The sequence below is a fragment of the Microbacterium sp. genome (assembly GCF_047607465.1).
Classification (GTDB): Bacteria; Actinomycetota; Actinomycetes; order Actinomycetales; family Microbacteriaceae; genus Microbacterium.
Genome location: NZ_JASGCY010000049.1, coordinates 1 through 25,220, shown reverse-complemented (window position 1 = coordinate 25,220; position 25,220 = coordinate 1). Strand labels below are relative to the sequence as shown.

Below are 25,220 nucleotides of genomic sequence, written 5' to 3'. Positions count from 1 at the left end.
CTACTGGGACGCTCGTGCACGCGCCCTGAGTGCGTCAGCGCGCGCTCGCCGCGTGCCGCGCCGGCCGCTCATAGATGATCACGCTCACCCGTCCGCGGAAGGCCGAGCGCCGCTCGACCTCGACGTACGGGGCGTCGTCATCGATGAAGTCGCGCACGGCCCGGTGCTCCTGCATCCGCGGTTCGAGCTGGGCGATGAGGGCGCCGTCGGCGGCGAGGAGGCGGATCACGCCGACGCGCGGCTCGTTCACGGTGAAGCGCGCGATGTCGGCGCGGCGCACATGCGTCTCGCGCTGCCCCACGCGGATCGTGAGCGTGTCCGCGTCGCGGCGCAGCCGGATGCGCTGGGTGGCGAGGGCGGCGATCGCGATGATCGGGACGAACACCACGGCGCCCACGATCATCCCTGTGCTCTTCGCGCCGCCCGCGGCCATGTCGTCGACGATGTCCGCGAGAGCGTCGAAGTTCACGATCATCAGGGTGAGGATCGTGACGAGGTAGAGTCCGCCGACGATGAGGATGAACCACCGCCGCGGCTGCCGGAAGACGATCTCCTTCATCGGCCGCACTCCGTCTCGAACACGAGCGCGACCGCGGTGACGGCGATGCCCTCCCCGCGCCCCGCGAACCCGAGGGCGTCGGTCGTCGTCGCGGTCACCGAGACGGGCGCGCCGAGCTGGCGCGAGAGCACGGCCTGGGCCTCGGTGCGCCGCGGGCTGAACTTCGGACGGTTGCCCTGGAACTGCACGGAGACGTTGCCGATCGCGTACCCCGCCTCGGCGAGGATCTCCCGGGTGCGGGCGAGGAAGACGTCGGCGTGCGCGCCCGCGTACTCGGGGTGGGCGGTGCCGAAGTGCTCCCCGATGTCGCCGAGACCGGCGGCCCCCAGGAGCGCGTCGACGATCGCATGCGCGACGGCGTCGCCGTCGGAATGGCCTGAGAGCGCCTGCTCCCCCGGCCACTCCAGCCCCGCCAACCACAGGTCCCCCTCGCCGCCGAAGGCGTGCACATCGGTGCCGATCCCGATTCGCGGCGAACGCGCGACCGCGGGTGGGGCGAGCAGGTGCCTGGCGCGCTCGAGGTCGGCGGGCGTGGTGATCTTGAAGCCCCGCTCCGAGCCGGGGATCCGGTGCACCGCGTGCCCGGCCGCTGCGAACAGCGCCGCGTCATCGGTGTACTCGAGCCCGGCCTCCGCCGCTCGGGCGTAGGCGGTCTCGAGCAGGGCACGCGGGAACCCCTGCGGCGTCTGCGCCGCAGCGAGTTCGGCACGATCCACCGGAGCGACGACGAGGTCGCCGTCCACCCGCTTGAGCGTGTCGACCACCGGCAGCGCGGGAATCGCCCCGGCGTCGGCGCCCACCGCTTCGACGACGGCGTCGAAGAGCGCGGGCGGCGTGAGGGCCCGCGCCGCATCGTGCACGAGCACCGTGTCGACGTCGGCCCAGAGCGCCGCGAGCCCCGCGGCCACGGACTGCTGCCGGGTGGCGCCGCCGGTGACGACGCGGCCGAGGTCGGCACGGTCGCCGGCAGCGGTGCGCAGCTCCGACTCGGCATCGCCCTCGAATCCGGCGGGGGCGACGACGATCACCTGAGCGGGCGCCGCGGCGAAGACGCCGTCGAGGCAGTGCCGCAGGATCGAGTGCGAGTCGATGCCGACGAACGCCTTGGGCGCCCCGCCCGCAAGACGGGTGCCGCTGCCTGCGGCGACGACGATGATCGCGGTGTGCGGGACGGGTGTCGATGTCACGCTCTCACGTTACCGACTCGACCGCGCCGCCGCCGTCAGGAGGACATGCCGCCCAGAGTAACAAGACGGCCCGCAGGAAAGAGGGAGGGGGCGGATGCCGCAGCATCCGCCCCCTCCCTCTGAAGAGCCCGGTGTCAGGAGGCGAGGACCTCGTCGAGCAGGGTGCCCGCCTTGTCCTCGTCGATCTTCTCGGCGAGCGCCAGCTCGGAGATGAGGATCTGGCGGGCCTTCGCCAGCATCCGCTTCTCGCCGGCCGACAGGCCGCGGTCCTGGTCACGGCGCCAGAGGTCGCGCACGACCTCGCTGACCTTGATGACATCGCCCGAGGCGAGCTTCTCGAGGTTCGCCTTGTAACGACGCGACCAGTTCGTGGGCTCTTCGGTGAACGGCGCGCGCAGCACCTCGAACACGTGATCGAGGCCCTCCTTGCCGATCACATCACGAACACCGACCAGATCGACGTTCTCGGCGGGGACCTCGATGATCAGATCGCCCTGAGTGACGTTGAGCTTCAGGTATTTCTTCGTCTCGCCCTTGATGATGCGCTCCTTGACCTCGATGATGGTCGCAGCGCCATGGTGCGGATAGACGACGGTCTCGCCAACCTCAAAAAGCATAAAAACGTGTCCTTTCGGCAACCTCAAGGATACCACAGGAGGAATGCGCTAAGGTTCGTCCCGCTGCGTCCGGGGGGTGCGCGGGCATACCCGTAGAATGGATGCGGATATCCCGCCGGACCCCAGGAGGACCAGTGAAATCGCGCCTTGTCGCAGCGGCCGCCCTCAGCGCCCTCGTTCTGCTGGGCACCACCGGATGCACGTTCATCTCGCCGCAGGCGACGACGATCGGCTACTCGGCATCCGACGGGGTGAACGTTCCCGATGAGGCCGGACCTCTCGCGGTGCGCAACGCGTTCGTCGTCGCGAACGAAGACGGATCGGTGGGCAGCTTCGTCGCCGCCGTCGTCAACTCCACCGACGAGAAGAAGACCCTCACGATCGCGATCGAGGGTCACGACCCGCTCACGGTCAGCGTCCCCGCCGACAGCACCGTCAGCTTCGGCGCCGATGAGGACCCGCTGCAGATCGACGACCTCGACGTCGAGCCCGGCGCCACGATCGCCATGCACTTCCAGTCCGGAGACAGCGAGGGTGCGAAGGCCGAGATCCCCGTGCTCGACGGTGCGCTCCCCTACTACGCCGACCTCGTCCCCGACGAGTCGAAGTAGGTCACGACGAGTCGAAGTAGGTCACGACGAGTCGAAGTAGGTCACGACGAGTCGAAGTAGACAACGACATCAGAGAAGGCCGGCGCCCCCGTGGGGTGCCGGCCTTCTGTGTACGGGGCCTCAGCCCTCGAAGCGGTAGCCGAGCCCGCGCACGGTGACGAGCATGACCGGCTCGCCGGGATTCTGCTCGATGCGCGAGCGGATGCGCTTGATGTGCACGTCGAGCGTCTTCGTGTCGCCGAAGTAGTCGCTGCCCCACACCCGATCGATGAGCTGGCCTCGGGTGAGCACGCGGCCGGAGTTGCGCATCAGCACCTCGAGCAGCTCGAACTCCTTCAGCGGCATGTTGATCTGCTCGCCGTCCACCGAGACGGTGTGCCGGTCGATGTCGAGCGAGACGCGACCGCCCTCGAGCACGCGGTCATCGAGCTCCTCGTCCGCCTGGGCGACCCGGCGCAGCACCGCGCGCATGCGGGCGAGCAGTTCCCGCGACGAATAGGGCTTCGTGACGTAGTCGTCGGCGCCGAGCTCGAGCCCGACGACGATGTCGACCTCGGAGTCCTTGGCAGTCAGCATGATGATCGGCACCGCCGAGCTCGAGCGGATCTGCCGGCAGACCTCCGTGCCCGGCATGCCGGGGAGCATGAGGTCGAGCAGCACGATGTCGGCCCCGCGCTCACGGAAGGCGGCGAGCGCGCCGGGTCCGTCCTCGGCGATCTCGACCTCGTATCCCTCGCGGCGCAGCAGGTACGCGAGCGGGTCGGCGAGGTCGGGTTCGTCTTCGACGAGGAGGATGCGAGTCATACGGTCTCTCCGTTCCGCACGCGGGAAGCGACGGAGGCCGCGTTCTTCGCGCGCTTCTTCTTGCGTTTCTTGTCTTTCCCGCGGGAGCCGTCGACCGGGGAGTCGATGCGCGGAAGCCGGATGGTGAAGGTGGATCCCCGCCCCGGCCGCGACCACAGCAGCACCTCGCCGCCGTGGCGCTGCACCGCGTGCTTGACGATCGACAGCCCGAGCCCGGTGCCGCCGGTGCGGCGCGAGCGGGCCTCATCGGCGCGATAGAAGCGCTCGAAGATGCGCTCGCGATCGGCCTCGGCGATGCCGATGCCCTGATCGGAGACGGCGATCTCGACCATGCCGCCATCGGCGCGCACGCCGACGCCGACGCGCGACCCCTTCGGGGAGTAGACGATGGCGTTGGTGATGAGATTGCCGACGGCTTCGATGAGGATCTGCGCATCGCCGCGCACCCACACCCCGCGGTCGCCGCCGCGGACGAGGTCGACGCCGGCGGAGTCGGCCTGCACGGCGTGCGCCTCGATCGATGCGGCGACGACCTCGTCGACCGAGACCGGGCGGACCTCCCCTGTACCGTCGTCGGCCTGCAGCCGGGACAGGCTCATGATGCGTCCGGTGAGCTGGCCGAGCCTCGTCGCCTCCGCCGAGATGCGCGCGGCGAAGATGCGCACCTGCGCGGGGTCGTCGGCGGCGGACTCGATCGCCTCGGCGAGCAGGGTGACCGCACCGACCGGCGTCTTCAGCTCGTGGCTCGTGTTCGCGACGAAGTCGCGGCGCATCTGATCGAGGCGTTCCTGCTCTGTGACGTCGCGGATGATGAGCAGGGTCATCCGCAGGCTGATCGCGCTCGCCCTGGCCGAGACCAGCCGCGGGTCGAGCAGCACGCCGCCACGGGTGATGCGCATCGACTCGGTGGCGGTGCTGCCGCTGGAGCGGACCCGGCGGACGAGCTGGCGCAGCTCCGGATTGTCGACGCTCGATCCGACGTCGATGCCGAAGCGGGCCGCGCTCGCGGAGGCCGCCAGCACGAGGCCGGAGGCGTCGACGACGCAGGCCGCGTCATCCATGCTGCCGAGAACCGCTGTCACGCCGTCGGGAACCGTCGTCGAGGCCTGCTCGTCGACCCTGGCCCTGGTGCGGTACGCCCACACGACCACCAGCGAGAGCGCGACGCCGATCGCCAGCCCGATGGCGAGCGAGATCAGGGCGATCTGGGGCAGGGTCACCCCTCAATCGTAGGGTGCGTTCACCTGCGCCCCTGAGGGTTCCCGGCCCCGCAGGAGCACGCGAGAAGTACTATTCACGTGCTGGGCACCGTTCGTTAACCTTCGGGGCACACAATCGTCTCGGGCTTGGGCGCAAGCGCGAGCCCCACCCTCGCGGACCGACCCACCGCGATTCGAATGAAAGGTTGCGCCCGAACATGCGCGAAGTCTTCCACCAGTCCCTCGAGGACCTCCAGGCCCGCCTCGTCGAGATCGCCGACCTCGTCACCGTCTCGATCGACAAGGCCACCCGTGCATTCGCGACGAGCGACGTGTCGCTGGCCGAAGAGGTCATCGCCGACGACGCGAAGATCGACGTCCTCGCCGTCGAGCTCGACGAGCAGGCGATCGAGATCCTCGCGCGTCAGCAGCCGGTCGCCCGCGACCTGCGCATCGTCGTCACGGCGCTGCGCGTCAGCGCCTCGCTCGAGCGGATGGGCGACATGGCGGAGCACATCGCCCAGCTCGCGCGCCTGCGCTTCCCGGAGCGCGCCATCCCGAAGGGACTGAAGGGCACCTTCTCGAAGATGGGCGAGCTCGACGTGCAGATCTCCCGCACCCTCTCCGAGCTGCTGCGCACGCAGGACCTGCGCCTGGCCGACAGCATCCGCAACACCGACGACGACATCGACGAGCTGCACGCCCGCGTGTTCGAGAAGGTCCTCAGCGACAACTGGAAGGGCGAGGCGACGGCGACCGTCGACGCCACCCTCGCGAGCCGTTACCACGAGCGCTTCGCCGACCACGCCGTCGCCGTGGCGAAGAAGGTCGTCTACCTCGCAACAGGCGACTGGAAGGTCGACGAGGAGGACATCGCGATCGCCGTCGAGCAGCAGGAGCTCGGGCAGCAGGAACCCCGGAACGCCTGACCCGGATACGACGAGGGCCGGATGCTTCGCGCATCCGGCCCTCGTCGTATCGACCTACTTCTTGCCCTGCGCGGCGACCGCCGCTGCACCGGCGGCGGCGGCGGCTGGATCGAGGTAGCGACCGGGGCCGACGGGGACGTTGTTCTCGTCGAGCTCGTAGACCAGCGGGATGCCGGTGGGGATGTTCAGCTCGGCGATGTCGGCGTCGCTGATGCCCTCGAGGTGCTTCACGAGGCCGCGCAGCGAGTTGCCGTGCGCGGTGACGAGCACCGTCTTGCCCGCCTCGAGGTCGGGGATGATCGCGCTCTCCCAGTACGGCAGCAGGCGGTCGATGACGAGCTTGAGCGACTCCGTGCGCGGCACCTCGCCGTCGATGCCGGCGTAGCGGGGGTCGTTCACCTGGCTGAACTCGCTCTCGTCGTCCAGCACGGGCGGCGGCACGTCGAAGGAGCGGCGCCACAGCTGGAACTGCTCCGGACCGAACTCCTCCAGCGTCTGCGCCTTGTCCTTGCCCTGGAGGGCGCCGTAGTGGCGCTCGTTGAGACGCCACGAGCGGGTGACAGGGATCCACAGCCGGTCGGCGGCGTCGAGGGCGATGTTCGCCGTCTGGATCGCGCGGCTCAGCAGCGACGTGTGCAGCACGTCGGGGAGGATGCCGGCCTCGGCGAGCAGCTCGCCGCCGCGCTGGGCCTCGGCCTTGCCCTGCTCGTTCAGGCGGACGTCCACCCAGCCGGTGAAGAGGTTCAGTTCGTTCCACTCGCTCCGGCCGTGGCGGAGCAGGATCAGCGTGCGGGTCATGGTCCCAGCTTATCGAGCGGACTGCGAGGATTGAGGCATGGCGTCATCTCCCGTCGGCCGCCCCACCCGTGGCACCACCGGCACGAACCGGCTGCGCCGCAACGACCGCTGGATCGCGGCATCCGACGCCTTCCGCCGCGCCAGGGACCCGCTCGTCGTCGACCTCGGCTACGGGGCCAGCGGCGTCACCGCGTTCGAGCTCGCCGCCCGGCTGCGGCGGGTGCGGACGGATGCCGAGGTGAAGGGCCTCGAGATCGATCCGGCGCGCGTGGCCATCGCCACCGCCCAGCTCGACGAGGTGCGCGCCGGCGCGACGCCGTTCCCCGCCGACCTGAACGTCTCGTTCGCGCGCGGCGGCTTCGAGGTGCCGCTGCCGGGTGGGCGCCGCGCGGCCGTCATCCGGGCGATGAACGTGCTGCGCCAATACGACGAAGCGGACGTCTCAGGCGCCTGGGGCACGATGACCGATCGCCTCGCCGACGGCGGCCTCCTCGTCGAGGGCACCTGCGACGAGATCGGCCGCGTCGCGAGCTGGATCGATGCGACAGCCGCCGGGCCGGTGCGCTTCACGATCTCCCTCCGGCTGGCCGGGCTCGATCATCCCTCCGTCGTCGCCGAGCGGCTGCCGAAGGCGCTCATCCATCGCAATGTCCCCGGTGAGCGCATCCACGCCCTGCTGACGGACCTCGACCGGGAGTGGGAGCGGGCGGCGGCGCTGTCGACGTTCGGGGCGACCCAGCGCTTCGTCGCCGCCGTCACCGCGCTGAAGGCCCAGGGCTGGCCGGTGCAGGGCGGCAAGCAGCGCTGGCGGCTCGGCGAGCTCACCGTGCCGTGGGCGGCCGTCGCCCCGCTGGTCTAGCTCCGACGGTCCTGGGCGCTGGGCCGACGGGAGAGCCGGGTGAGACGGGGCACATCGGCTGTGGCCCCGGCGTCGGCCGGCACGATCACCTGCTGGGCCGCGGCGATGTCGCCGTCGGCGGTGCGAACGACGAGGTCGCCCTCCGGTGCGCGCCGCGCGAGGATCGCCAGCGCGATCGGCCCCTCCTCGTGGTGACGTGCGACGGAGGTCACCCGGCCCACCTCCGTCTCGCCGGCGAAGACCGCATCTCCCGGCGCCGGGAGGACCGCGTCGCTGCCGTCGAGGTGGAGAGCCGCGAGCCGGCGCGGCGGATGCCCGAGGTTGTGCACCTTCGCGACGGTCTCCTGCCCGCGATAGCAGCCCTTGTTCAGGTGCACCGCCGTGCGGATCCAGTCGGACTCGTGCGGGAGCGCCCGCTCGTCGACCTCGCCCGACCACCGCGGACGCCAGGCCGCGATGCGCAGGGCCTCCGCCGCGAGGACGCCGGCCACGGCATCCGCCGGCAGCGCTGCCACGAGCGCATCGACGGCGTCCGTCTCGACGATGGCGACCCGCCAGGCGAGGGCGGCGCCGGGATGCGCCGCCACCTGCGCGTACTGGTGGCCCCCAGCGCTCACGCCCTGCCAGGGATCGCTCCACACCAGCGGCACGCCGTTCGGCGCGGCGGCGACGGGGCCCGCGAGCGCCGCCGCGGATCCGCCGTCGACGAAGCCGATCAGCTGCAGGTCGGCGCGCACCTCGACGGTGGCGTGCGTGCGGAACTTCATACGAGTGAGCCATGCGGCCAGCGCCTCCGCGTCGGCGGCGTCGGCGATGAGCCAGGTCGAGGCGCCGTCATCGACGACGCCGGCCGCGTGCTCCACGTGCCCCTGCGGGTCGAGCACGAGCAGCTCGGTGCTCTCGCCCGCGGCGAGGCGTCCGAGCGCCTGCGAGGTGATCGAGTCGAGCCAGCCCAGCCGTTCGGGGCCCGCGACCTCGACGACGGCGCGATCGCCCAGCGGCACGACGGCGCTGCCCGCGGCGAGGCGGCGCTGCTCGCGGAACGCGTCCCCGAAGTGCGCGACCGTCGCGCCGTCGAGGACGGCGCCGTCGAGATCGGCGAAGCCGGCCATCAGATCCTCGCCAGGCGCGCCGAGGCGTGCGAACGCAGCGGCGTGCCGAGAGCGGCGATGTCCCAGGCCCAGAGCAGGTGCGCGTCGACGAGCCCGTACATGCGCGACGAGGCGGCGTGCGCCTTGCTGCCAGCCGGACGCACGATGGCGTCGGAGACGATGTCGATGCGCGGACCGCTGATCTCGCCGAGGTACAGCTCGAGCGCACCGTCGGAGTGCGCGATCGAGACCTCGAGAGGGAAGCCGCCGGATGCCGTGCGCAGCGCCTCGACGTCGTGCACGTCGCGCGGGGCCACGGCCTCGGCGGGCGGAAGCAGCGCCGGGCCGGCATCCGCCGCGGTCGACGGCCGCGACAGCCGCCAGAACCCGGTCTCGGCGACGAGCGGGATCGACGGCGATCCGTCGCCGGTGAAGGAGGCGGTGGCCGCGTAGTTGAGGAAGCCGCCGCCGTCGTGGCTGAAGCTCACGCGATGCGTGAACTCGCCCTGCAGCCGCTCACCGCCGATCGGGTAGTCGATCACGCCGGTGCCCTCCCAGACGCCGATCAGCCACGAGAGCGGGGCGAGGTCGGCGGGGAGATCGGCCGGCAGCTCGAGCATGCGCTCAGCGCTGGCCGCGGAAGAGGTTGCGCAGCACGACGACCGAGACGAAGGCGATCGCGAGGCTCGCAAGACCCAGCAGGCCGATGAAGAAGAATTCGAGGGCGACGAGATCCATGTGCACAGCCTACCCCTCCCCGGGGACTGTTACGCGGGGATGAGGGCGGCAAGGCCGAACCCGACGGCGATGATCCCGGTCAGCAGCAGTGCGCCCATCACGCTGCAGGCGACCCGGAAGATGAACCCCTGCGCGCTGCCGTACCACAGCTGCACGGCGAACGACAGCAGCACCAGGGCGCCGAAGACGACCAGCATCCACGACACGCGCCAGGCCTCCGGAACGAAGACGCCGACGGCGATCGAAGCCGCGAACGCCACCCCCCACACGACGAAGACGCCGACGAAGGCGTTGCGCGGGGCGAGGACCACATCTGTCATGGCTCCATTGTGAACCATCGGCTGCCGGTATCATGGCGGCACGACGAGATCCGCTCGCCGAGAGGAGTGCGTGTGGCCCGGGTGCTGGTGTTGACCAACGCTCCTTCGACGGAGCAGGTGCTGCCTGCGATCGAACTGCTCAGCCACGTCGTGCGTCAGATCGCGGCGGAACCCGCCCAGCTCGTCGGCGCTCCCGAGTGCGACATCGTCATCGTCGACGCCCGCGTCGACCTCGTCAGCGCGAAATCCCTGTGCCGGCTGCTGCGCGCGGCCGGCCAGACCGCACCGCTGCTGCTCGTCGTCACAGAAGGCGGCATGAGCGCGGTCTCCGGCGACTGGGGCATCGACGACGTGATGCTGACGACCGCGGGGCCCGCCGAGATCGACGCACGGCTGCGACTGGCCCTCGCACGCCAGGAGGAGGCCGCGGAGCCGACCCGCGTGCAGGCGTCCGGCGTCACGATCGACGAGCAGTCGTACTCGGCGAAACTGCACGGCAGGCCGCTGGATCTCACCTACAAGGAGTTCCAGCTGCTGCACTTCCTCGCAACCCATCCCTCCCGCGTCTTCACCCGCGAGCAGCTGCTCAGCGAGGTGTGGGGCTACGACTACTTCGGCGGCACCCGCACCGTCGATGTGCACGTGCGGCGCCTGCGCGCGAAGCTCGGCGACCAGGAGCACATCATCGGCACCGTGCGCAACGTCGGCTACCGGTTCAACGTCTACGAAGACGAATCCATGGCCTCGGCCTGAGAGTCGTTCACGCACGCGACACCTTGCGGTGCTTAGATGTACCCCATGATCGATCCCGCTCTCGCCGACGCAGGTCTCGGTGACGCCGAAGACGACGACTTCGATGCCATCGAGTCCCACGACTCGCTTCTGCCCGACCACCGCTACCTCGATCGCGAGCTCAGCTGGCTCGCGTTCAACCAGCGCGTGCTGGAGCTGGCCGAGGACCCGAGCCTGCCCGAGCTCGAGCGGGCGAACTTCCTGGCGATCTTCGCGAGCAACCTCGACGAATTCTTCATGGTCCGCGTCGCCGGTCTCAAGCGCCGCATCGTGACAGGGCTCGCCGTGCCGACGAACATCGGCCGCTCCCCCGTCGACGCCCTCGCCGACATCTCCCGCGAGGCGCACAAACTGCAGCTGCGCCACGCCGACGCCTGGACGAGCCTCGTGCGCCCCGCGCTGGCGGATGCCGGCATCGAGATCACCGACTGGGACGCGCTGTCGCCCGACGAACGCGGCGCGCTGTCCGAGTACTTCCAGGCGCAGGTCTTCCCCGTGCTCATGCCGCTCGCCGTCGACCCCGCCCACCCCTTCCCGTACATCTCCGGCCTGTCGCTGAACCTCGCGATCCGCATCCGCAACGCCCGCACCGGCCGCCAGGAGTTCGCGCGCCTGAAGGTGCCGCCCATGCTCCCCCGCTATGTCGAGGTCCCGGCATCCAGCGAGATCATGCGCTTCATCCGCCTCGAGGACCTCATCGCCAACCACCTCAGCGACCTGTTCCCCGGCATGGAGATCCTCGACCACCACGCGTTCCGCCTCACCCGCAACGAGGACATGGTGATCGAGGAGGACGAGTCGGAGAACCTCATCCAGGCCCTCGAAGCCGAGCTCATGCGCCGCCGCTTCGGGCCGCCCATCCGTCTCGAGATCACCGACGACATGGACGACGTCACCCTCGAACTGCTCGTGCGCGAGCTCGACATCACGGACCAGGAGGTCTACCGCCTGCCTGGCTCCCTCGACCTGCGCGGGCTGTTCGATCTCGGCCGCATCGACCGTCCGGACCTGCGCTATCCCCCGCACCTGCCGACGACCCCGGTCGCCTTCCAACCCGGTGACAGCAACTCGCGCGCCGACGTCTTCAAGGCGATCCGCAAGTCCGACGTGCTCGTGCACCACCCCTACGAGTCGTTCACGACGAGCGTCGTCGCGTTCCTCGAGCAGGCCGCCCGCGACCCGCACGTGCTCGCCATCAAGCAGACCCTGTACCGCACCTCGGGCGACAGCCCGATCGTGCAGGCGCTGATCGACGCCGCCGAGGCCGGCAAGCAGGTGCTCGCGCTCGTCGAGGTGAAGGCCCGTTTCGACGAGGCCAACAACATCGTCTGGGCCCGCAAGCTCGAGAAGGCCGGCGTGCACGTCGTGTACGGGCTCGTCGGGCTCAAGACGCACTGCAAGCTCGCACTCGTGATCCGCGAGGAGGAGGGCGTGCTGCGCCACTACTCGCACATCGGCACGGGCAACTACAACCCGAAGACGAGCCGCATCTACGAGGACTTCGGGCTCTTCACGACCGACCCGCAGGTCGGCAAGGACCTCACCCGCCTGTTCAACGAGCTCAGCGGCTACGCGATCGAGAAGAAGTTCAAGCGCCTCCTCGTCGCGCCCCTGCACCTGCGCAAGGGACTGCTGCGACTGATCGACGCGGAGCGCAAGAACGCGGCGGCGGGCAGAGCCGCCGGCATCCGCATCAAGGTGAACTCGATGGTCGACGAGGAGATCATCGACGCCCTGTACCGCGCGAGCGCCGCCGGCGTGAAGGTCGAGGTGTGGGTGCGCGGCATCTGCAGCCTGCGCACCGATCTGCCCGGCGTCACCGACAACATCACCGTGCGCAGCATCCTCGGCCGCTACCTCGAGCACTCGCGCATCTTCGCCTTCGAGAACGACGGCGACCCGCAGGTGTACATCGGCAGCGCCGACATGATGCACCGCAACCTCGACCGCCGTGTCGAGGCGCTCGTCCGGGTGACCGACCCGCAGCATCTGCAGGAGCTGCTGTCGTTCTTCGACCTCGCGATGGATCCGGGCACGAGCTCGTGGCACCTCGTCGCGGACGGGGTCTGGGAGCGCCACGCCGAAGACGCCGATGGCAACCCGCTGGTCGATCTGCAGGACACGACCATGGGTATGATCCAGAAGCGGCGCCGGGCTCGGGCGGTTCGATGACGCGGGCCAAGTGGACGGACAAGGCCGTCTATGCGGCAGGCGCCGTCGTCTGGCGCATCGTCGACGGCAAGCTGCGGATCCTGCTGATCCACCGCACGAAGTACCGCGACGTGACCCTCCCCAAGGGGAAGGTCGACCCCGGTGAGATGCTCGCCGAGACCGCCGTGCGCGAGGTGCACGAGGAGACCGGCATCCGCGTCGTGCTGGGGGTGCCTGTGGGTGTCAGCCGCTACCACATGCCCTCGAACAAGCAGAAGGTCGTGCACTACTGGGCGGCGGAGGCCACCGACAAGGCGATCCGCGAGTCGAGCTTCGTGCCCGGCCGCGAGATCGCCGCGATCGAGTGGGTGAGCCTGAAGAAGGCCAGGGCGCGGCTGAGCTATCCGGTGGATCTGGAGATCCTCGACTTCTTCGCGAAGCTCGTCGACGACGGCGTGCTGCGCACCTTCCCGGTGATCGCGCTGCGGCATGGCAAAGCGCTCCCGCGCGCGGAGTGGGACGAAGCGGATGCTGCGCGCCCCCTCACCCGCAGAGGCGCCCGCCAGGCCGAATCGATCGTCGGGCCGCTGCGGGCCTTCGGCGTGCGGAAGGTGATCACCAGCGACGCCGTGCGGTGCGTCGACACCGTCACGCCGCTCGCGCACGCCCTCAGGCGCCCGATCGCTGCGACCGGGAGGATCAGCCAGGATTCGTGGGAATCCGGCACGGCCGACGTGCGCGCGGTGGTCGGCCGCCGCGTGCGGGCGGGCAAGCCGGCGGTCATCTGCAGCCACGGCCCGGTGCTGCCGAGCATCCTCGCCGAGATCGCCCTCGCGACCGGGACCATCCACGGGTCCTACATCGACAGCGCCGCCGACCTCGAACCCGCCGCCTTCTCGGTCGCGCACCTGTCGGCATCCAATCCCGGCTCCGGGATCATCGCGATCGAGACGCACGTCCCCAAGGTCTGACCTTTCCCGCTCGTTCACCTCCCGTTCACCTGGACGGGAGAATCTCGTTAACCGCCGCATTTAGCGTCACTGTGTGCCCTGCACCGGGCCCAATCCCATTCCCGATCGAACGGATCCACAGTGAAGATCTCCCGCATCGCACGCATCGGCGCCATCGGCGCCGTCGCAGCCCTCGCTCTCGCCGGTTGCGCCGCGAACGAGACCCCCGCCGGCGACAGCTCCGACGCACCCGCATCCGATGTTCCTTCGCTGTCCGGCTCGCTGGTCGGCGCCGGCTCCTCGGCGCAGCAGGTCGCCATCCAGTCGTGGACGGCCGAGTTCCAGAAGACCAACCCCGACGCGGTCGTCGAGTACGACCCCGCCGGCTCCGGCGCCGGCCGCGAGTCGTTCCAGCAGGGCGCTGTCAACTTCGCCGGCTCCGACCGCGCGTTCAAGACCGACGAGATCGCAGCCGGCGGCTTCGGCGCCTGCGTCGACGGCTCCGACCTCATCGAGGTCCCCGCCTACGTCTCGCCGATCGCCATCGTCTTCACCCTCGACGGCATCGACTCCCTCAACCTCGACCCTGCCACCATCGCCGGCATCTTCGCAGGCACGATCACCAACTGGAACGACCCGGCGATCGCCGCGACCAACGAGGGCGTCGAGCTTCCCGACCTCGCCATCTCGCCGGTGCACCGCTCCGACAAGTCGGGCACGACGGGCAACTTCACCGACTACCTCGCCCAGACCGCCGAGGACGTGTGGACGTGGGGCAGCGTCGAGGAGTGGCCGACCGAGCTGGGCGGCGAGTCCGCGGAGAAGACCTCGGGCGTCGCCAACGCCGTCAAGGGCGGACAGGGCCTCATCGGCTACATCGACTCCTCGCAGGCCGCCGACTTCGCATCGGTCGCCGTCAAGGTCGGCGACGAGTTCGTCGCGCACTCGCCCGAGGGCGCGGCCGCCACCCTCGACGCCTCGAGCGTCGAAGAGGGCCGTACCGCCGGCGACCTCGCGTTCACGATCGACCGCACGACCGACGCCGATGGCGCCTACCCCGTGCTCCTGGTCAGCTACCTCATCGCCTGCGCCGAGTACGAGGACGAGAACGTCGCCGCGCTCACCAAGGCGTTCTTCACCTCGGCGATCAGCGCCGAAGGCCAGGAGGTCGCGGCGACCAACGCCGGCTCCGCGCCGATCTCCGACGACCTGCGCACCCAGGCGCAGGCGGCGATCGACCTCATCAAGTAAGCGCCGACGACGGTGTCCGGAGTGCGATCCGCGCTCCGGACACCGTCGCATCCCGACCCGAAGCCCGTACCCGAGCAGGAAGCAGCGCCCATGACAGTCACGACACCGGAGACCCGCGCTCCGATCGTCGCGAAGCAGCGCGCCGGAGACATCTGGTTCTCGCGCACGGCGGTCGCCGCCGCCTCCATGATCATGATCACGCTCGCCGCGGTCGCGATCTTCCTCGTCGTGCAGTCGGTCCCGGCCTTCACCGCCGGCGCCGAGGACGCCTCGCTCCTGCAGACGGGGTTCTGGGCGTATGTCGGCCCGCTCCTGTTCGGCACCCTGTGGGCGGCGCTGCTCGCGCTGATCATCGCCGTGCCGCTCTCGCTCGGCGTCGCCCTCTTCATCACCCACTACGCCCCGCGCCGGCTCGCACAGGGCATCGGCTACATCGTCGACCTGCTCGCCGCGGTGCCATCGGTCGTCTACGGCCTCTGGGGCATCTTCCTGCTCGCCCCGGCCGTGCAGCCGGTGTACGCCTGGCTGAACGAGAATCTCGGCTGGATCCCGTTCTTCGGCGGCATCGTCTCCCCGACCGGACGCACGATCCTCACCGCAGCCATCGTGCTCGCGGTCATGGTCGTGCCGATCATCACGGCGATCTGCCGCGAGATCTTCCTGCAGACCCCGCGTCTGCACGAGGAGGCCGCCCTCGCCCTCGGCGCGACCCGCTGGGAGATGATCCGGATGGCGGTGCTTCCCTTCGGCCGCTCCGGGATCGTGTCCGGCTCCATGCTCGGCCTCGGCCGCGCCCTCGGCGAGACGATGGCTGTGGCGATGGTGCTCTCGGTGAGCAAGGCCGTCACCGTCGAGCTGCTCACCTCGACGAACCCCTCGACGATCGCCGCGAACATCGCGCTGACCTTCGCCGAGGCCTACAAGACGAACATCAACGTGCTGATCGCGACCGGTCTGATCCTGTTCGTCGTGACCTTCGCCGTGAACGCGATCGCGCGCTGGTTCGTGAACCGCCGCAAGGAATTCTCGGGAGCGAACTGACATGACCGCTATCGCCCCTCAGACGCCGCGCACGGTGGCCCCGTCGCGCGTCTCCCTCTCCTCCGGCCACCTGCCCGCATGGGCACCGTGGGCGCTGCTCGCCATCGCCCTGCTGGTGTCGGCGACGCCGTTCGGCCTGTCCGCTGCGGCATCCGGCTCCGATTTCAACATCGCCGGCTTCCTCGTCGTCGGCGCCATCCTCTACCTCGTCATCGTCTACGTGACCTCCCGCATCGTCGAGGGATCCCGCAAGGCGCTGGACCGGTTCGTCACGGGCGTTGTGACCTCGGCGTTCCTCATCGCGATGGTGCCACTGATCTCGGTGAGCTGGACCGTCATCTCGAACGGCGTCGCCCGGCTCGACCCGCTGTTCTTCAACTCGTCGATGCGCGGCGTCCTCGGCGAGGGCGGCGGCGCCGTGCACGCCATCATGGGAACGCTGCTGGTCACCCTGGCCGCTGCGGTCATCTCCGTGCCGATCGGCCTCATGACGGCCGTCTACCTGGTCGAGTACGGCCAGGGCAAGCGGATGTCACGGATCATCACCTTCCTCGTCGACGTCATGACCGGCATCCCGTCGATCGTCGCCGGCCTGTTCGCCTACGCGGTCTTCGCCCTCATCTTCGGGCCGGGCGTGCGCATGGGCATCATGGGCTCCGTCGCGCTGTCGGTGCTGATGATCCCCGTGGTCGTGCGCTCCACCGAGGAGATGCTGCGGCTCGTGCCGAACGACCTCCGCGAGGCCTCGTACGCGCTGGGCGTGCCGAAGTGGCTGACGATCATCAAGGTGGTGCTGCCCACGTCGATCGCCGGCATCACCACCGGCGTCATGCTCGCCATCTCGCGCGTCATCGGCGAGACCGCCCCGCTGCTGCTGACCGCTGGCTTCACCGACGCCATGAACTACGACCTCTTCAGCGGTCGCATGCAGACGCTGCCGGTGTTCATCTACTCGCAGTACGCCTACCAGGGCATCCCCGCCGAGGCCTACGTCGACCGCGCCTGGGCCGCCGCCCTCACCCTCATCGTCATCGTCATGGTGCTGAACCTCGTCGCGCGCATCGTCGCCAAGGTGTTCGCCCCCAAGACCGGTCGCTGACCAGCAGAATAGGAATCCACATGTCCAAGAGCATTGAAGTAGACGACCTCAACGTCTACTACGGCGACTTCCTCGCCGTCGAGGGCGTCTCGCTCGACATCGAGCCCCGCACCGTCACCGCGTTCATCGGCCCGTCGGGCTGCGGCAAGTCCACGTTCCTGCGCACCCTCAACCGCATGCACGAGGTCATCCCCGGCGCCCGCGTCGAGGGGCAGGTACTGCTGGACGGAGACGACCTGTACGGCCCCTCGGTCGACCCGGTGAACGTGCGCCGCCAGGTCGGCATGGTCTTCCAGCGTCCGAACCCGTTCCCGACGATGTCGATCCGCGAGAACGTGCTGGCCGGCGTCAAGCTCAACAACAAGCGCATTTCGAAGAGCGACGCCGACTCGCTGGTCGAGAAATCGCTGCAGGGCGCGAACCTGTGGAACGAGGTCAAGGACCGCCTCGACAAGCCGGGATCGGGCCTGTCCGGCGGGCAGCAGCAGCGTCTGTGCATCGCCCGCGCGATCGCCGTCTCCCCCGATGTGCTGCTGATGGACGAGCCGTGCTCAGCGCTCGACCCGATCTCGACCTACGCGATCGAGGAGCTGATCGGCGAGCTGAAGAACGAGTACACCGTCGTGATCGTCACGCACAACATGCAGCAGGCGAGCCGGGTGTCCGACAAGACCGCGTTCTTCAACATCGCCGGCACCGGAAAGCCCGGAAAGCTCATCGAGTACGCCGACACCACGACCATCTTCACCGCCCCGAGCGTGCAGGCCACCGAGGACTACGTGTCCGGCCGCTTCGGGTGAGGGCGGGTCTCTTCGGGAAAACCCAGACCAACTGATCGTCCGACGGCGTGTCTCAGCGAGACACGCCGTCGGCGTTCGTGTCGGTCTGGGTTTTCCGTTGGGCGCACTGGTTCTGCACAGGCGGCGGATGCTGGGCACTTGTGCGCTGTCCAGCGGCAGGTCGCGGGATGCGGTGTGCGGAGGCACCGCGCGGAACGCGAAGCTCGGACGCATGGTCAGAGCGGATGCGGCGCTGCGCGCACTCGGACGCATGGCGCGGACACGCGAGCTGAGGAGCAGAGGCGTGAGCGAGGCCGAGCTCACGCGAGCGGTGCGCGGAGGCGCCGTCGTACGCCCCCGCCAGGGCGTGTACGCACTCGCCGGCGACGCTGGCGTGCACGCCGCGGCGCACGGCGGTGTGATCGGATGCTGCGCCGCCGGCGCCGCGCTCGGACTCTGGACCCTCACGATCCCCGAAGAGCCGCATGTCTGGATGGGTCACGCCGGGACACCCCGGTCGATGCCCTGCGAGCACTGCGTCCTGCACTGGGACGACGGCGCCGCCGCGGTCGGGGAACTGCCGCCCGTGGCGAACGTCCTGCTGCAGATCTCCCAGTGCGCGGACGAGGACGCCTTCTTCGCCGCGCTCGAGTCGGCGCTGCGCAGATCGCTCCTGTCCCCCGCGGCGATCGCGTGGCTGTGGTCGCACCTGGCGGTCGACAAGCGCTGGCTCCTGGGTTTCGCGCGCGCAGACGCCGATAGCGGGCTCGAATCGCTGATCCGCCTCCGACTGCATCGGCTGGGCATCGACGTGCGCTGCCAGGTGCTCATCGACGGGGTCGGCGAGGTCGACCTGCTCATCGGCGACCGCCTCATCATCGAGGCGGACGGCCGAGAGAACCACGAGCGCGAGGCCCAGCGTTCGAAGGACCTCCGACGCGACGCCCGCGCTGCCGCCGCCGGCTACACGACGCTCCGCTTCACGTACGCCATGATCGTCCACGACTGGCCGGTCGTCGAAGCCGCCATCCGCGGCGCGATGTCCCGCCGCTCCCACCTCCACTTCTGACCCCCCCCCCCGCATCCGCCCTCCGCCTCTCGCCTTCCGGAAAACCCAGACCATCTGGTCACCGCACGGCGTGCCGCGACGTGACACGCCGTGGCGAAGCGATCCGATCCGGGTTTTCCGGCGGCAGACGCGGCGCGGGGTCAGTCGCGGGGGGAGAGCAGGTAGGCGTTCAGGTCGGCCGTCAGGGCCGCGTCGACGGGAAGCTCGTGGTCGTCGATGCGCGACACGGGGGCGGCCAGGCGCACGCTCGACACGAGCCACGCGGCATCCGCCTTCCCCAGATCGGATGCCGGGATCTCGGCGTATCCGACGTCGAACCCCCGCTCGGCGAGGTGCTCGTAGACGCTGAGCTGGGTCGTGCCGTGCAGGATCCCGCCGTTGGGCGCGGGGGTCACGAAGCGGTCGCCAACGCGCAGGATCAGCGAGGCCGTGGGCGCTTCGAGCACGAAGCCGTCGCTGGAGAGGAAGATCGCGTCGTCCGCTCCCCGGCGGTGCGCCTCGCGGAGGGCTGCCATGTTCACCGCGTACGAGAGGGTCTTCGCCCCCAGCAGCAGCCACGGCGCGCGCTCGGCGACGTGCAGGTCATAGCCGCGGTCGAGGGTGACCACGCGGATGCCGTCGACGCGGGCCGCGGAGAAGTCGGCCGCGGGCGCGACGGTCACCCAGGCGGTCGGCGTCGGCCCGTGCTCGACGCCACGGCTGAGGATGAGCTTGATCACGGCCTCGCCCGCCCCGCAGTCGCCCGCCGCGATCTCGATCGCCTGCTTCCACTGCGCGATGTTCGGCTCGGGCAGATCGCACAGCCGTGCCGAATGCACGAGGCGCTCCAGGTGCGGCATCACCTCCTGGGCGTGTCCGTCGACCACACCGATCGACTCGAACACCCCGTCGCCGCGCTGCGTGCTGAGCTCACCGACGCTGAGGGCGGGGGCGGCGGCATCCGCTCTGGCGAACGTGTCGGCGAAGTCGGCGCGTTCCTCGCTCGCGTCGACGGGGATGATCATCAATGCGCTGCGCCGGGTCATGACAAGAGCCTAGACGCCGGGAATGCACCCGCCGATATCGCGTTACAATTGATCGGCCGGGCCGCATAACCCCGGGCTCCAATTTTTGCCGCTGCGAGCGGCCTTCCGCCGAGAGGCGTTCTTGCGGCCCGGTCTTTCCGTATCTACGCCAGCGCGTCCATGCGCCACAGCGCGCCGGCCGCCGACAGATCCTGGGCGTAGCTGCTCAAGCGCAGCGCCCGCGTCGTCAGCGCACTCGCACGGTCGGGCTCTGTGGCCTCGCAGTCGTCGGCGAGATGCGTGCCGCCGGACGCCTGCACACGGCAGAAGGCGGCCGCCCTGTCGAGCGCGACGGCGAAGTCGCCGCGGAAGGCGCCGCGCAGGATCGTGTCGATCAGCACGACGAGTTCACGGGGCTCGGCGGGCGTCGGCGCCCCGGCGATGACCGCATCCGCCGAGGCCAGTTCGATGCGCCCGCGGTCGTACAGCAGCGCGGCCGTCTGCGGATCGCCGTGGATGGCGAGCTGCAGCACGTACAGCCGCCAGAGCGCCCCGGGGAGCGTCCGCGATGGCGCCTTCGACCACAGCTCGGCGATCTCGTCGATGCCGTGCTCGGCGGTGAAGGCGACGAGCCGCTCGGCGCTCACGCCGCTCTCGTCGGCGCGCACGCGGGTGAGCAGAGCGGATGCCGTGGCATGCGCGATCCGAGTCTGCTCGGCCGGATCATGCGTGCCGACCATGTTGTCGAAGACGCTGGTGGGGCGGCGCACTGGTCGATGGTGCTGCTCGGGCATCGTCCCAGGGTACGCTCGTGCGCCCGGCGTCCGCGATCAGGTCGGCGCACTAGACTGGAGGCACACGGGCCTCTAGCTCAGTTGGCAGAGCATCGGACTTTTAATCCGCGGGTCGAGGGTTCGAGCCCCTCGGGGCCCACCAAGCATTCATCGGAATCGCATCGTTCCACCGGAGGAGCGGTATCGGCCGCGACGTCAGCCCGCACGGGTGCGGTGTCGACGCACCGCGGCCCGATTCGCGCAGCGCACCGAGCAGAAGCGCTGGCGGCCGTTGCGGGTGACGTCGACGACCACGTTCGTGCAGGGCGGCGCCTGACACCGCCCGAGGCGCGTCATGCCCCGCGTGACGAGGTGCAGCGAGGTGCCGACGCTGATGACCGCGCGCAGCACGTGCGGCAACGAATCGACGTCATCGCGGTAATGCAGGTGCCAGCCCTCGGCGTCGTGGTCGGTCAAGCGGGGGAACGCGGCGGCCTGCGCCATCTGCGCGTTCAGCAGTTCGGCCCGCCGCGCAGGCTCGGCCTCGTCTACGATGCGCAGCCAGTCGTCGATCACCGCGCGCACCGCCTCGTAGTCGCCCGGAGCCTCCGGGAAGCGCATGGTCATGCCCAGCTCCCTCGTGCGCTGCTCGATGCCGTCCCGGTCGTCGGGCCAGTCGTCGGCGAGCGACGCGGCCAGCAGCACCGCATACTCACCGTAAGGGTTGAGATGCACAACACCATTACATCACGCTGGAAGCATGACCGCTCCGCAGACGCTTCCGATCCCCCGCCCGACCGCCGTCCCGCAGGCGCACGAACACGCGTGGCTGGCCGAGTCCCGGCATCCGACGAGCGAGGGCGTCGTCGTCTACGTGCGCTGCGCGAGCTGCGCCGCCCGCCGGGTCGATGTGCAGCAGCATCCGCTCCTCCCACCGGCTGCGGCGAGCCGGACGCTCACGCCGTGAGCGCTGCCGACATGCGCACGGTGCGCAGGTTCCTGGCCTCCCCAGAGCTCACGCGCGAGCGCTCTCGGCCAGCTCGGCACCGGCGTGCGCGAGCTCGGCCAGAGCCGCCTCGCTCGACGCCGCGCTGACGCCCGCGACGAGGTCGGTCAGCACCCGTACGCGCACGCCATGGGCGATCGCATCGAGCGCCGAGGCCCGCACGCAGTGGTCCGTGGCGATGCCCACGACATCGGCATCCGTCACACCCGCCGCCGTCAGCACCGCGCCGACCGTGTCGCCGGCATCCGTCACGCCCTCGAACATCGAATAGGCGGGCTTTCCCTGCCCCTTGCGGATGTGGTGGGTGACGGCGTCCGTGGCGAGCAGCGGATCGTAGTCGGCGCCCTCGGTGCCGGCGACGCAGTGCACGGGCCACGTGTCGACGTAGTCCGGACTCTCGGAGAAATGGCCGCCGTTGTCGCCGGCGGCGTCGTGCCAGTCCCTCGAGGCGATGATCACCGCGTAATCGGCGGAATGCGCCTCGAGAAAGGCGGAGATGGCAGATGCCATGGCGTCGCCGCCCGCGACGGCCAAGGCCCCGCCCTCGGTGAAGTCGTTCTGGACGTCGACGATGAGAAGCGCTCTGCTCATGATTCGAGAGTACGCCGAGTCGGAGGATGAAGAGAGCCCCGAGTCAGGATCGAACTGACGGCCTTCTCATTACGAGTGAGATGCTCTACCACTGAGCTATCGGGGCGCGATCACCGATGTTACATGGTTCCGAGCGCGCTCGCGAATCGGGGCGATCAGGCCTCGCAGCGCAATCCGTCCTCCGGGATCTCGCCCGTGACGAAGTAGGCGTCGACGGCCTGATCGACGCACACATTGCCCTTGTTGTAGCCGGTGTGCCCCTCACCGACGCGGGTGATGAGCACGCCCGATTCGAGCTGCGCGGCGAGAGCTTCGGACCACTCGTACGGGGTCGCCGGATCGTTGGTCGTGCCGACCACGAGGATCGGGTCGGCACCTGAGGCGTGGATCTCCCCGCGCGTGCCAGTGGGCGGGTACGGCCACACCGAGCAGGAGTCGGGACCGTCCCAGTACGGGGCAACGGTCGGGGCGCCCTCGGCGATCTTCTTGCGGGTCGCGGCCTCGGTGTCCGGGTCGTCCTCGATGGGGTAGTCCATGCAGTTGTATGCGTTGAACGCTTCGGTGGAGTTGTCGGTGTAGACGCCGTTCTCGCGGCCGTTGTAGAAGTCGGCGAGGAAGAACGCGGTCGACGGATCGCCCTGCATCGCCTCATCGAGCGCCTGGGTCAGATACGACCAGCTGTCCTGCGAGTAGAGCGCGGAGATGATCGACGTCAGCAGCGAGTCGGCGCCCATCAGCCGGCCGTCGCCGTTCTTCAACGGCATGGCATCGACGCTCGCGAGCAGCGCGCCGAGGTCGGCCATCGCCGCGTCGACCGAACCGCTGAAGGGGCAGTCGCCCGCGTCGAGGCAGTCCTGCATGTAGGCGCGCAGCGCCGATTCGAAGCCGAGGGCCTGGGTGGCGCCGACGTCGTAGCCCGGGATCGACGGATCGATCGCGCCGTCGAGCACGAGGCGCCCGACCCGCTCGGGGTACAGCTCGGCGTAGGTCGCGCCGAGGAAGGTGCCGTAGGAGTAGCCGAGGTAGTTCAGCTTCTTGTCGCCCAGCACGGCGCGAAGCAGATCCATGTCGCGCGCGGCATTGACGGTCGTGATGTACGGGAGGATGCCGTTGCTGTTCGCGTCGCACGCGTCGGCGAACCGCTTGTCGGCCTCCAGCAGCTCGGCCTCCCAGGCTTCGCTCCCCCGCGGTGACGCCGGGATCGCGTACAGGTAGTCATCCATCTCCGCCGCGTCGAAGCACTTCACCGCGCTCGAGCGGCCGACGCCGCGCGGGTCGAACCCGATGACGTCGAAGTTCTCGATCAGGTCGCCGCCGACGGCATACGTCAGGCTGTCGGCGATGAGGTCGTAGCCGCTGGCGCCGGGGCCGCCCGGGTTGGTCAGGAGCGATCCCTGCGCGGTGCCGCTCGCCTGATGGCGCACGACGGCCAGGGTGATCTCGCCCTCGCCGGGGTTCTCCCAGTCCAGCGGCGCCGTGACCTCGGTGCAGTCGAGGCCAGCGCCGCACTGCTGCCACTGCAGCGCCTGCCCGTAGTACGGCTGCAGCTCGGCCGGCACACCATCGGTGTCCGGGGCCTTCGTCGCCGAGGGCCGCTGCTCGGGGATCGCCGCGTAGAGACAACCGCTCAGAACGACGGATGCGGTGGCGAGACCGGCGAACACGGCGACGACGCGGCGCCGGAGGGAGGAGGATCGAGTGTTCACGGTGTCCTTCCGCTCGTGATCGTCACGAGCAAGCTCTCCAGGGCGAGCAGCGGAGCGACGTTGCGCTCCAGCGACTCCCGGGTGTCGGCGAGGTGGTCGAGCACGATCAGGGTGCGCCTGTGCGACCAGGCGTCGGCGAGAGCGCGCAGTTCAGGCAGGAGCTCGCGGTTGATGAGATCGCCGTCGCGTCCGAACTGCAGCATCACCACATCGCGGAACAGCGACTGCAGGTCGGTCAGGACCCGGTCGATGCCGTCGCGGAGACTCCGTGTGGCGCGTTTCTTCTGGTCGTCCTCGAGAGCCGAGAGCTGGGCGCGCAGCGCCGGCGGAACGGCCTGACCCTCGGCGATGCCGACGGTGCGCAGCAGGCTGGCGCGCTCGGCGGCGTCGCGCTCGGCGGTGAGCGCCTTGGCGTCGTCGGTCGCCGCCTGGATGATCTGCCCCGCCACCTCGACGGCGTCGTTCACTCCGCGCACGGCGAGCACCGAGCGCAGCGTCTCATCGCGCCGACGACGCGCTGACTCGTCGGTGGCGAGCCGCTGCGCCATGCCGATGTGCCGCTGCGCATGGCGCGCGGCCTGCTCGGCGATCTCCGCGTCGACGCCAGTGCGCAGGGTGATGAGCCGGGCGACGTCGGCCACCTCGGGTTCGCGCAGGCGCAACGGGCGCACCCGCGAGCGGATCGTCGGCAGGAGATCGGCCTCGCTCGGGGCGCAGAGGATCCAGACGGTCTGCTCCGGCGGCTCCTCAAGTGCCTTGAGCAGCACGTTCGACGTGCGCTCGACCATGCGGTCGGCGTCTTCGACGACGATCGCCCGGTAGCGGCCGGCGGAGGGCGCGAAGTAGGAGCGCTCGACGAGGGCGCGGGCCTCGGCGATCGTGATGATGACCTTGTCGGTGCGCAGCGCCGTGAGATCGGGGTGCGTGCCGGCGAGCACCTGCCGCATGGTCGCCTCGTCGTCTGGACGGTCTGCGATGAGCGCGGCCGCGAACGCGTATGCGAGCGTCGAGCGGCCAGAGCCCGGAGGACCGGTGATCAACCAGGCGTGCGAGAGCGCAGCCGGATCGGATGCTGCCGCGCGCAGCGTCTCGACGGCGGCGTCCTGACCCCAGACATCGCCCCAGGGGAAGGCGGCGGCGACAGTCTGGGTCATGACTCCAGCGTAACCCGGAGCACCGACAGCATCCGCTCCCGGGCGCGGCCTCGCGTCGCGCTGCTGTTCCTCGCGTCGCGCTGCTGTTCCTCGCGTCGCGCTGCTGTTCCTCGCGTCGCGCTGCTGTTCCTCGCGTCGCGCT

At 69.9% G+C, this 25,220-nt stretch carries 27 protein-coding genes and 2 tRNA genes; 13 read left to right on the top strand and 16 right to left on the bottom strand.

Annotated features, from left to right (window positions below):
- Positions 1-34: 34 nt before the first annotated feature.
- The 3 genes from QM568_RS06165 to QM568_RS06155 all read right to left on the bottom strand — a co-directional run bounded on the left by QM568_RS06165 (position 35) and on the right by QM568_RS06155 (position 2,363).
- Positions 35-559, bottom strand: a complete 525-nt coding sequence (locus tag QM568_RS06165) for a hypothetical protein (protein ID WP_415136896.1) — start codon at positions 557-559, stop codon at positions 35-37.
- On the bottom strand, positions 556-1,746 hold the full coding sequence (ispD, locus tag QM568_RS06160; protein WP_415136894.1) for a 2-C-methyl-D-erythritol 4-phosphate cytidylyltransferase: 1,191 nt from the start codon (positions 1,744-1,746) through the stop codon (positions 556-558). Before ispD ends, QM568_RS06165 begins: the two co-directional genes overlap by 4 nt.
- Positions 1,747-1,880: 134 nt before the next feature.
- Entirely contained in the window at positions 1,881-2,363 is a 483-nt protein-coding gene (locus QM568_RS06155; RefSeq protein WP_415136892.1) for a CarD family transcriptional regulator, read from the bottom strand.
- Between the two features lie 134 nt (positions 2,364-2,497).
- Here QM568_RS06155 and QM568_RS06150 point away from each other — a divergent pair, with 134 nt between their 5' ends.
- Positions 2,498-2,974 carry a DNA modification methylase gene (locus QM568_RS06150; protein WP_415136890.1) on the top strand — a complete coding sequence of 159 codons (477 nt, stop codon included), beginning with the start codon at positions 2,498-2,500 and terminating at the stop codon, positions 2,972-2,974.
- 120 nt (positions 2,975-3,094) lie between these two features.
- On the opposite strand, the gene QM568_RS06145 is transcribed toward QM568_RS06150, so the two are convergent.
- Positions 3,095-3,778: a response regulator gene (locus QM568_RS06145; RefSeq protein ID WP_415136888.1), complete on the bottom strand. Its 684-nt coding sequence runs from the start codon at positions 3,776-3,778 to the stop codon at positions 3,095-3,097.
- Entirely contained in the window at positions 3,775-4,998 is a 1,224-nt protein-coding gene (locus QM568_RS06140) for a sensor histidine kinase (RefSeq protein WP_415136886.1), read from the bottom strand. The genes QM568_RS06145 and QM568_RS06140 overlap by 4 nt, the downstream gene beginning before the upstream one ends.
- Positions 4,999-5,195: 197 nt before the next feature.
- On the opposite strand from QM568_RS06140, the gene phoU reads away from it, so the two are divergent.
- The gene (gene phoU / locus QM568_RS06135) at positions 5,196-5,906 is read left to right on the top strand and encodes a phosphate signaling complex protein PhoU (RefSeq protein ID WP_415136884.1); all 711 of its coding nucleotides are present in this window, start codon (positions 5,196-5,198) and stop codon (positions 5,904-5,906) included.
- A 54-nt stretch (positions 5,907-5,960) separates the two neighbouring features.
- Here phoU and QM568_RS06130 read toward each other — a convergent pair whose 3' ends face one another.
- Positions 5,961-6,704, bottom strand: coding sequence for a phosphoglyceromutase (locus QM568_RS06130; protein WP_415136882.1), 744 nt, complete (start codon positions 6,702-6,704; stop codon positions 5,961-5,963).
- 37 nt (positions 6,705-6,741) lie between these two features.
- Between QM568_RS06130 and QM568_RS06125 the strand changes: the two genes are divergently transcribed.
- The gene (locus tag QM568_RS06125; RefSeq protein ID WP_415136880.1) at positions 6,742-7,563 is read left to right on the top strand and encodes a class I SAM-dependent methyltransferase; all 822 of its coding nucleotides are present in this window, start codon (positions 6,742-6,744) and stop codon (positions 7,561-7,563) included.
- Here QM568_RS06125 and QM568_RS06120 read toward each other — a convergent pair.
- From QM568_RS06120 to QM568_RS06110, 3 genes are all read right to left on the bottom strand, one after another.
- Positions 7,560-8,675 (bottom strand): YgfZ/GcvT domain-containing protein, encoded by a 1,116-nt coding sequence (locus tag QM568_RS06120; RefSeq protein WP_415136878.1) that lies wholly within the window; start codon positions 8,673-8,675, stop codon positions 7,560-7,562. The two genes, QM568_RS06125 and QM568_RS06120, sit on opposite strands and share 4 nt — an antisense overlap.
- Positions 8,675-9,274, bottom strand: a complete 600-nt coding sequence (locus QM568_RS06115) for an FABP family protein (RefSeq protein WP_415136876.1) — start codon at positions 9,272-9,274, stop codon at positions 8,675-8,677. Before QM568_RS06115 ends, QM568_RS06120 begins: the two co-directional genes overlap by 1 nt.
- Positions 9,275-9,421: 147 nt before the next feature.
- A complete protein-coding gene (locus QM568_RS06110) occupies positions 9,422-9,712 on the bottom strand; it encodes a hypothetical protein (RefSeq protein WP_415136874.1) in 291 nt (96 codons plus the stop codon).
- A gap of 72 nt (positions 9,713-9,784) precedes the next feature.
- On the opposite strand from QM568_RS06110, the gene QM568_RS06105 reads away from it, so the two are divergent.
- From QM568_RS06105 to QM568_RS06070, 8 genes are all read left to right on the top strand, one after another.
- On the top strand, positions 9,785-10,465 hold the full coding sequence (locus QM568_RS06105; protein WP_415136872.1) for a response regulator transcription factor: 681 nt from the start codon (positions 9,785-9,787) through the stop codon (positions 10,463-10,465).
- 45 nt (positions 10,466-10,510) lie between these two features.
- Positions 10,511-12,676 carry an RNA degradosome polyphosphate kinase gene (locus tag QM568_RS06100; RefSeq protein WP_415136870.1) on the top strand — a complete coding sequence of 722 codons (2,166 nt, stop codon included), beginning with the start codon at positions 10,511-10,513 and terminating at the stop codon, positions 12,674-12,676.
- Entirely contained in the window at positions 12,673-13,626 is a 954-nt protein-coding gene (locus QM568_RS06095; RefSeq protein ID WP_415136868.1) for an NUDIX hydrolase, read from the top strand. The genes QM568_RS06100 and QM568_RS06095 overlap by 4 nt, the downstream gene beginning before the upstream one ends.
- A gap of 120 nt (positions 13,627-13,746) precedes the next feature.
- The gene (gene pstS / locus QM568_RS06090; RefSeq protein ID WP_415136865.1) at positions 13,747-14,856 is read left to right on the top strand and encodes a phosphate ABC transporter substrate-binding protein PstS; all 1,110 of its coding nucleotides are present in this window, start codon (positions 13,747-13,749) and stop codon (positions 14,854-14,856) included.
- 90 nt (positions 14,857-14,946) lie between these two features.
- A complete protein-coding gene (pstC, locus tag QM568_RS06085) occupies positions 14,947-15,897 on the top strand; it encodes a phosphate ABC transporter permease subunit PstC (RefSeq protein WP_415136863.1) in 951 nt (316 codons plus the stop codon).
- Position 15,898: 1 nt separating this feature from the next.
- The gene (gene pstA, locus QM568_RS06080; protein WP_415136861.1) at positions 15,899-16,996 is read left to right on the top strand and encodes a phosphate ABC transporter permease PstA; all 1,098 of its coding nucleotides are present in this window, start codon (positions 15,899-15,901) and stop codon (positions 16,994-16,996) included.
- A gap of 20 nt (positions 16,997-17,016) precedes the next feature.
- Positions 17,017-17,796, top strand: coding sequence for a phosphate ABC transporter ATP-binding protein PstB (gene pstB / locus QM568_RS06075; protein WP_415136859.1), 780 nt, complete (start codon positions 17,017-17,019; stop codon positions 17,794-17,796).
- A 211-nt stretch (positions 17,797-18,007) separates the two neighbouring features.
- The gene (locus QM568_RS06070; protein WP_415137018.1) at positions 18,008-18,844 is read left to right on the top strand and encodes a type IV toxin-antitoxin system AbiEi family antitoxin domain-containing protein; all 837 of its coding nucleotides are present in this window, start codon (positions 18,008-18,010) and stop codon (positions 18,842-18,844) included.
- A gap of 140 nt (positions 18,845-18,984) precedes the next feature.
- Here the strand turns inward: QM568_RS06070 and QM568_RS06065 are convergent, their stop codons facing one another.
- Positions 18,985-19,869, bottom strand: a complete 885-nt coding sequence (locus tag QM568_RS06065; RefSeq protein ID WP_415136857.1) for an aminodeoxychorismate lyase — start codon at positions 19,867-19,869, stop codon at positions 18,985-18,987.
- A gap of 143 nt (positions 19,870-20,012) precedes the next feature.
- Complete coding sequence (locus tag QM568_RS06060; RefSeq protein ID WP_415136855.1) at positions 20,013-20,642, bottom strand: DNA-directed RNA polymerase subunit beta; 630 nt, start codon at positions 20,640-20,642, stop codon at positions 20,013-20,015.
- Between the two features lie 66 nt (positions 20,643-20,708).
- Between QM568_RS06060 and QM568_RS06055 the strand changes: the two genes are divergently transcribed.
- Positions 20,709-20,784 (top strand) — tRNA-Lys (locus QM568_RS06055).
- A 53-nt stretch (positions 20,785-20,837) separates the two neighbouring features.
- On the opposite strand, the gene QM568_RS06050 is transcribed toward QM568_RS06055, so the two are convergent.
- A complete protein-coding gene (locus QM568_RS06050) occupies positions 20,838-21,356 on the bottom strand; it encodes a CGNR zinc finger domain-containing protein (protein WP_415136853.1) in 519 nt (172 codons plus the stop codon).
- Between the two features lie 25 nt (positions 21,357-21,381).
- Between QM568_RS06050 and QM568_RS06045 the strand changes: the two genes are divergently transcribed.
- On the top strand, positions 21,382-21,588 hold the full coding sequence (locus tag QM568_RS06045; RefSeq protein WP_415136851.1) for a hypothetical protein: 207 nt from the start codon (positions 21,382-21,384) through the stop codon (positions 21,586-21,588).
- A 48-nt stretch (positions 21,589-21,636) separates the two neighbouring features.
- Here QM568_RS06045 and QM568_RS06040 read toward each other — a convergent pair whose 3' ends face one another.
- The 4 genes from QM568_RS06040 to QM568_RS06025 all read right to left on the bottom strand — a co-directional run bounded on the left by QM568_RS06040 (position 21,637) and on the right by QM568_RS06025 (position 25,078).
- Positions 21,637-22,218 (bottom strand): isochorismatase family protein, encoded by a 582-nt coding sequence (locus QM568_RS06040; protein ID WP_415136849.1) that lies wholly within the window; start codon positions 22,216-22,218, stop codon positions 21,637-21,639.
- 34 nt (positions 22,219-22,252) lie between these two features.
- Positions 22,253-22,324 (bottom strand) — tRNA-Thr (locus QM568_RS06035).
- A 49-nt stretch (positions 22,325-22,373) separates the two neighbouring features.
- Positions 22,374-23,924: an alpha/beta hydrolase gene (locus tag QM568_RS06030; RefSeq protein WP_415136847.1), complete on the bottom strand. Its 1,551-nt coding sequence runs from the start codon at positions 23,922-23,924 to the stop codon at positions 22,374-22,376.
- Positions 23,921-25,078 carry a DNA polymerase III subunit delta' gene (locus tag QM568_RS06025; protein ID WP_415136845.1) on the bottom strand — a complete coding sequence of 386 codons (1,158 nt, stop codon included), beginning with the start codon at positions 25,076-25,078 and terminating at the stop codon, positions 23,921-23,923. Before QM568_RS06025 ends, QM568_RS06030 begins: the two co-directional genes overlap by 4 nt.
- Between the last annotated feature and the right edge of the window lie 142 nt (positions 25,079-25,220).

What these genes read in the sequence shown, in the direction of transcription:
- QM568_RS06165 (WP_415136896.1), bottom strand. Translation starts at nt 559, where the DNA reads ATGAAGGAGATCGTCTTCCGGCAGCCGCGGCGGTGGTTCATCCTCATC.
- QM568_RS06155 (WP_415136892.1), bottom strand. Translation starts at nt 2,363, where the DNA reads ATGCTTTTTGAGGTTGGCGAGACCGTCGTCTATCCGCACCATGGCGCT.
- QM568_RS06145 (WP_415136888.1), bottom strand. Translation starts at nt 3,778, where the DNA reads ATGACTCGCATCCTCCTCGTCGAAGACGAACCCGACCTCGCCGACCCG.
- phoU (WP_415136884.1), top strand. Translation starts at nt 5,196, where the DNA reads ATGCGCGAAGTCTTCCACCAGTCCCTCGAGGACCTCCAGGCCCGCCTC.
- QM568_RS06130 (WP_415136882.1), bottom strand. Translation starts at nt 6,704, where the DNA reads ATGACCCGCACGCTGATCCTGCTCCGCCACGGCCGGAGCGAGTGGAAC.
- QM568_RS06125 (WP_415136880.1), top strand. Translation starts at nt 6,742, where the DNA reads ATGGCGTCATCTCCCGTCGGCCGCCCCACCCGTGGCACCACCGGCACG.
- QM568_RS06120 (WP_415136878.1), bottom strand. Translation starts at nt 8,675, where the DNA reads ATGGCCGGCTTCGCCGATCTCGACGGCGCCGTCCTCGACGGCGCGACG.
- QM568_RS06115 (WP_415136876.1), bottom strand. Translation starts at nt 9,274, where the DNA reads ATGCTCGAGCTGCCGGCCGATCTCCCCGCCGACCTCGCCCCGCTCTCG.
- QM568_RS06110 (WP_415136874.1), bottom strand. Translation starts at nt 9,712, where the DNA reads ATGACAGATGTGGTCCTCGCCCCGCGCAACGCCTTCGTCGGCGTCTTC.
- QM568_RS06100 (WP_415136870.1), top strand. Translation starts at nt 10,511, where the DNA reads ATGATCGATCCCGCTCTCGCCGACGCAGGTCTCGGTGACGCCGAAGAC.
- QM568_RS06095 (WP_415136868.1), top strand. Translation starts at nt 12,673, where the DNA reads ATGACGCGGGCCAAGTGGACGGACAAGGCCGTCTATGCGGCAGGCGCC.
- pstC (WP_415136863.1), top strand. Translation starts at nt 14,947, where the DNA reads ATGACAGTCACGACACCGGAGACCCGCGCTCCGATCGTCGCGAAGCAG.
- pstA (WP_415136861.1), top strand. Translation starts at nt 15,899, where the DNA reads ATGACCGCTATCGCCCCTCAGACGCCGCGCACGGTGGCCCCGTCGCGC.
- pstB (WP_415136859.1), top strand. Translation starts at nt 17,017, where the DNA reads ATGTCCAAGAGCATTGAAGTAGACGACCTCAACGTCTACTACGGCGAC.
- QM568_RS06070 (WP_415137018.1), top strand. Translation starts at nt 18,008, where the DNA reads ATGGTCAGAGCGGATGCGGCGCTGCGCGCACTCGGACGCATGGCGCGG.
- QM568_RS06065 (WP_415136857.1), bottom strand. Translation starts at nt 19,869, where the DNA reads ATGACCCGGCGCAGCGCATTGATGATCATCCCCGTCGACGCGAGCGAG.
- QM568_RS06060 (WP_415136855.1), bottom strand. Translation starts at nt 20,642, where the DNA reads ATGCCCGAGCAGCACCATCGACCAGTGCGCCGCCCCACCAGCGTCTTC.
- QM568_RS06045 (WP_415136851.1), top strand. Translation starts at nt 21,382, where the DNA reads ATGACCGCTCCGCAGACGCTTCCGATCCCCCGCCCGACCGCCGTCCCG.
- QM568_RS06040 (WP_415136849.1), bottom strand. Translation starts at nt 22,218, where the DNA reads ATGAGCAGAGCGCTTCTCATCGTCGACGTCCAGAACGACTTCACCGAG.
- QM568_RS06025 (WP_415136845.1), bottom strand. Translation starts at nt 25,078, where the DNA reads ATGACCCAGACTGTCGCCGCCGCCTTCCCCTGGGGCGATGTCTGGGGT.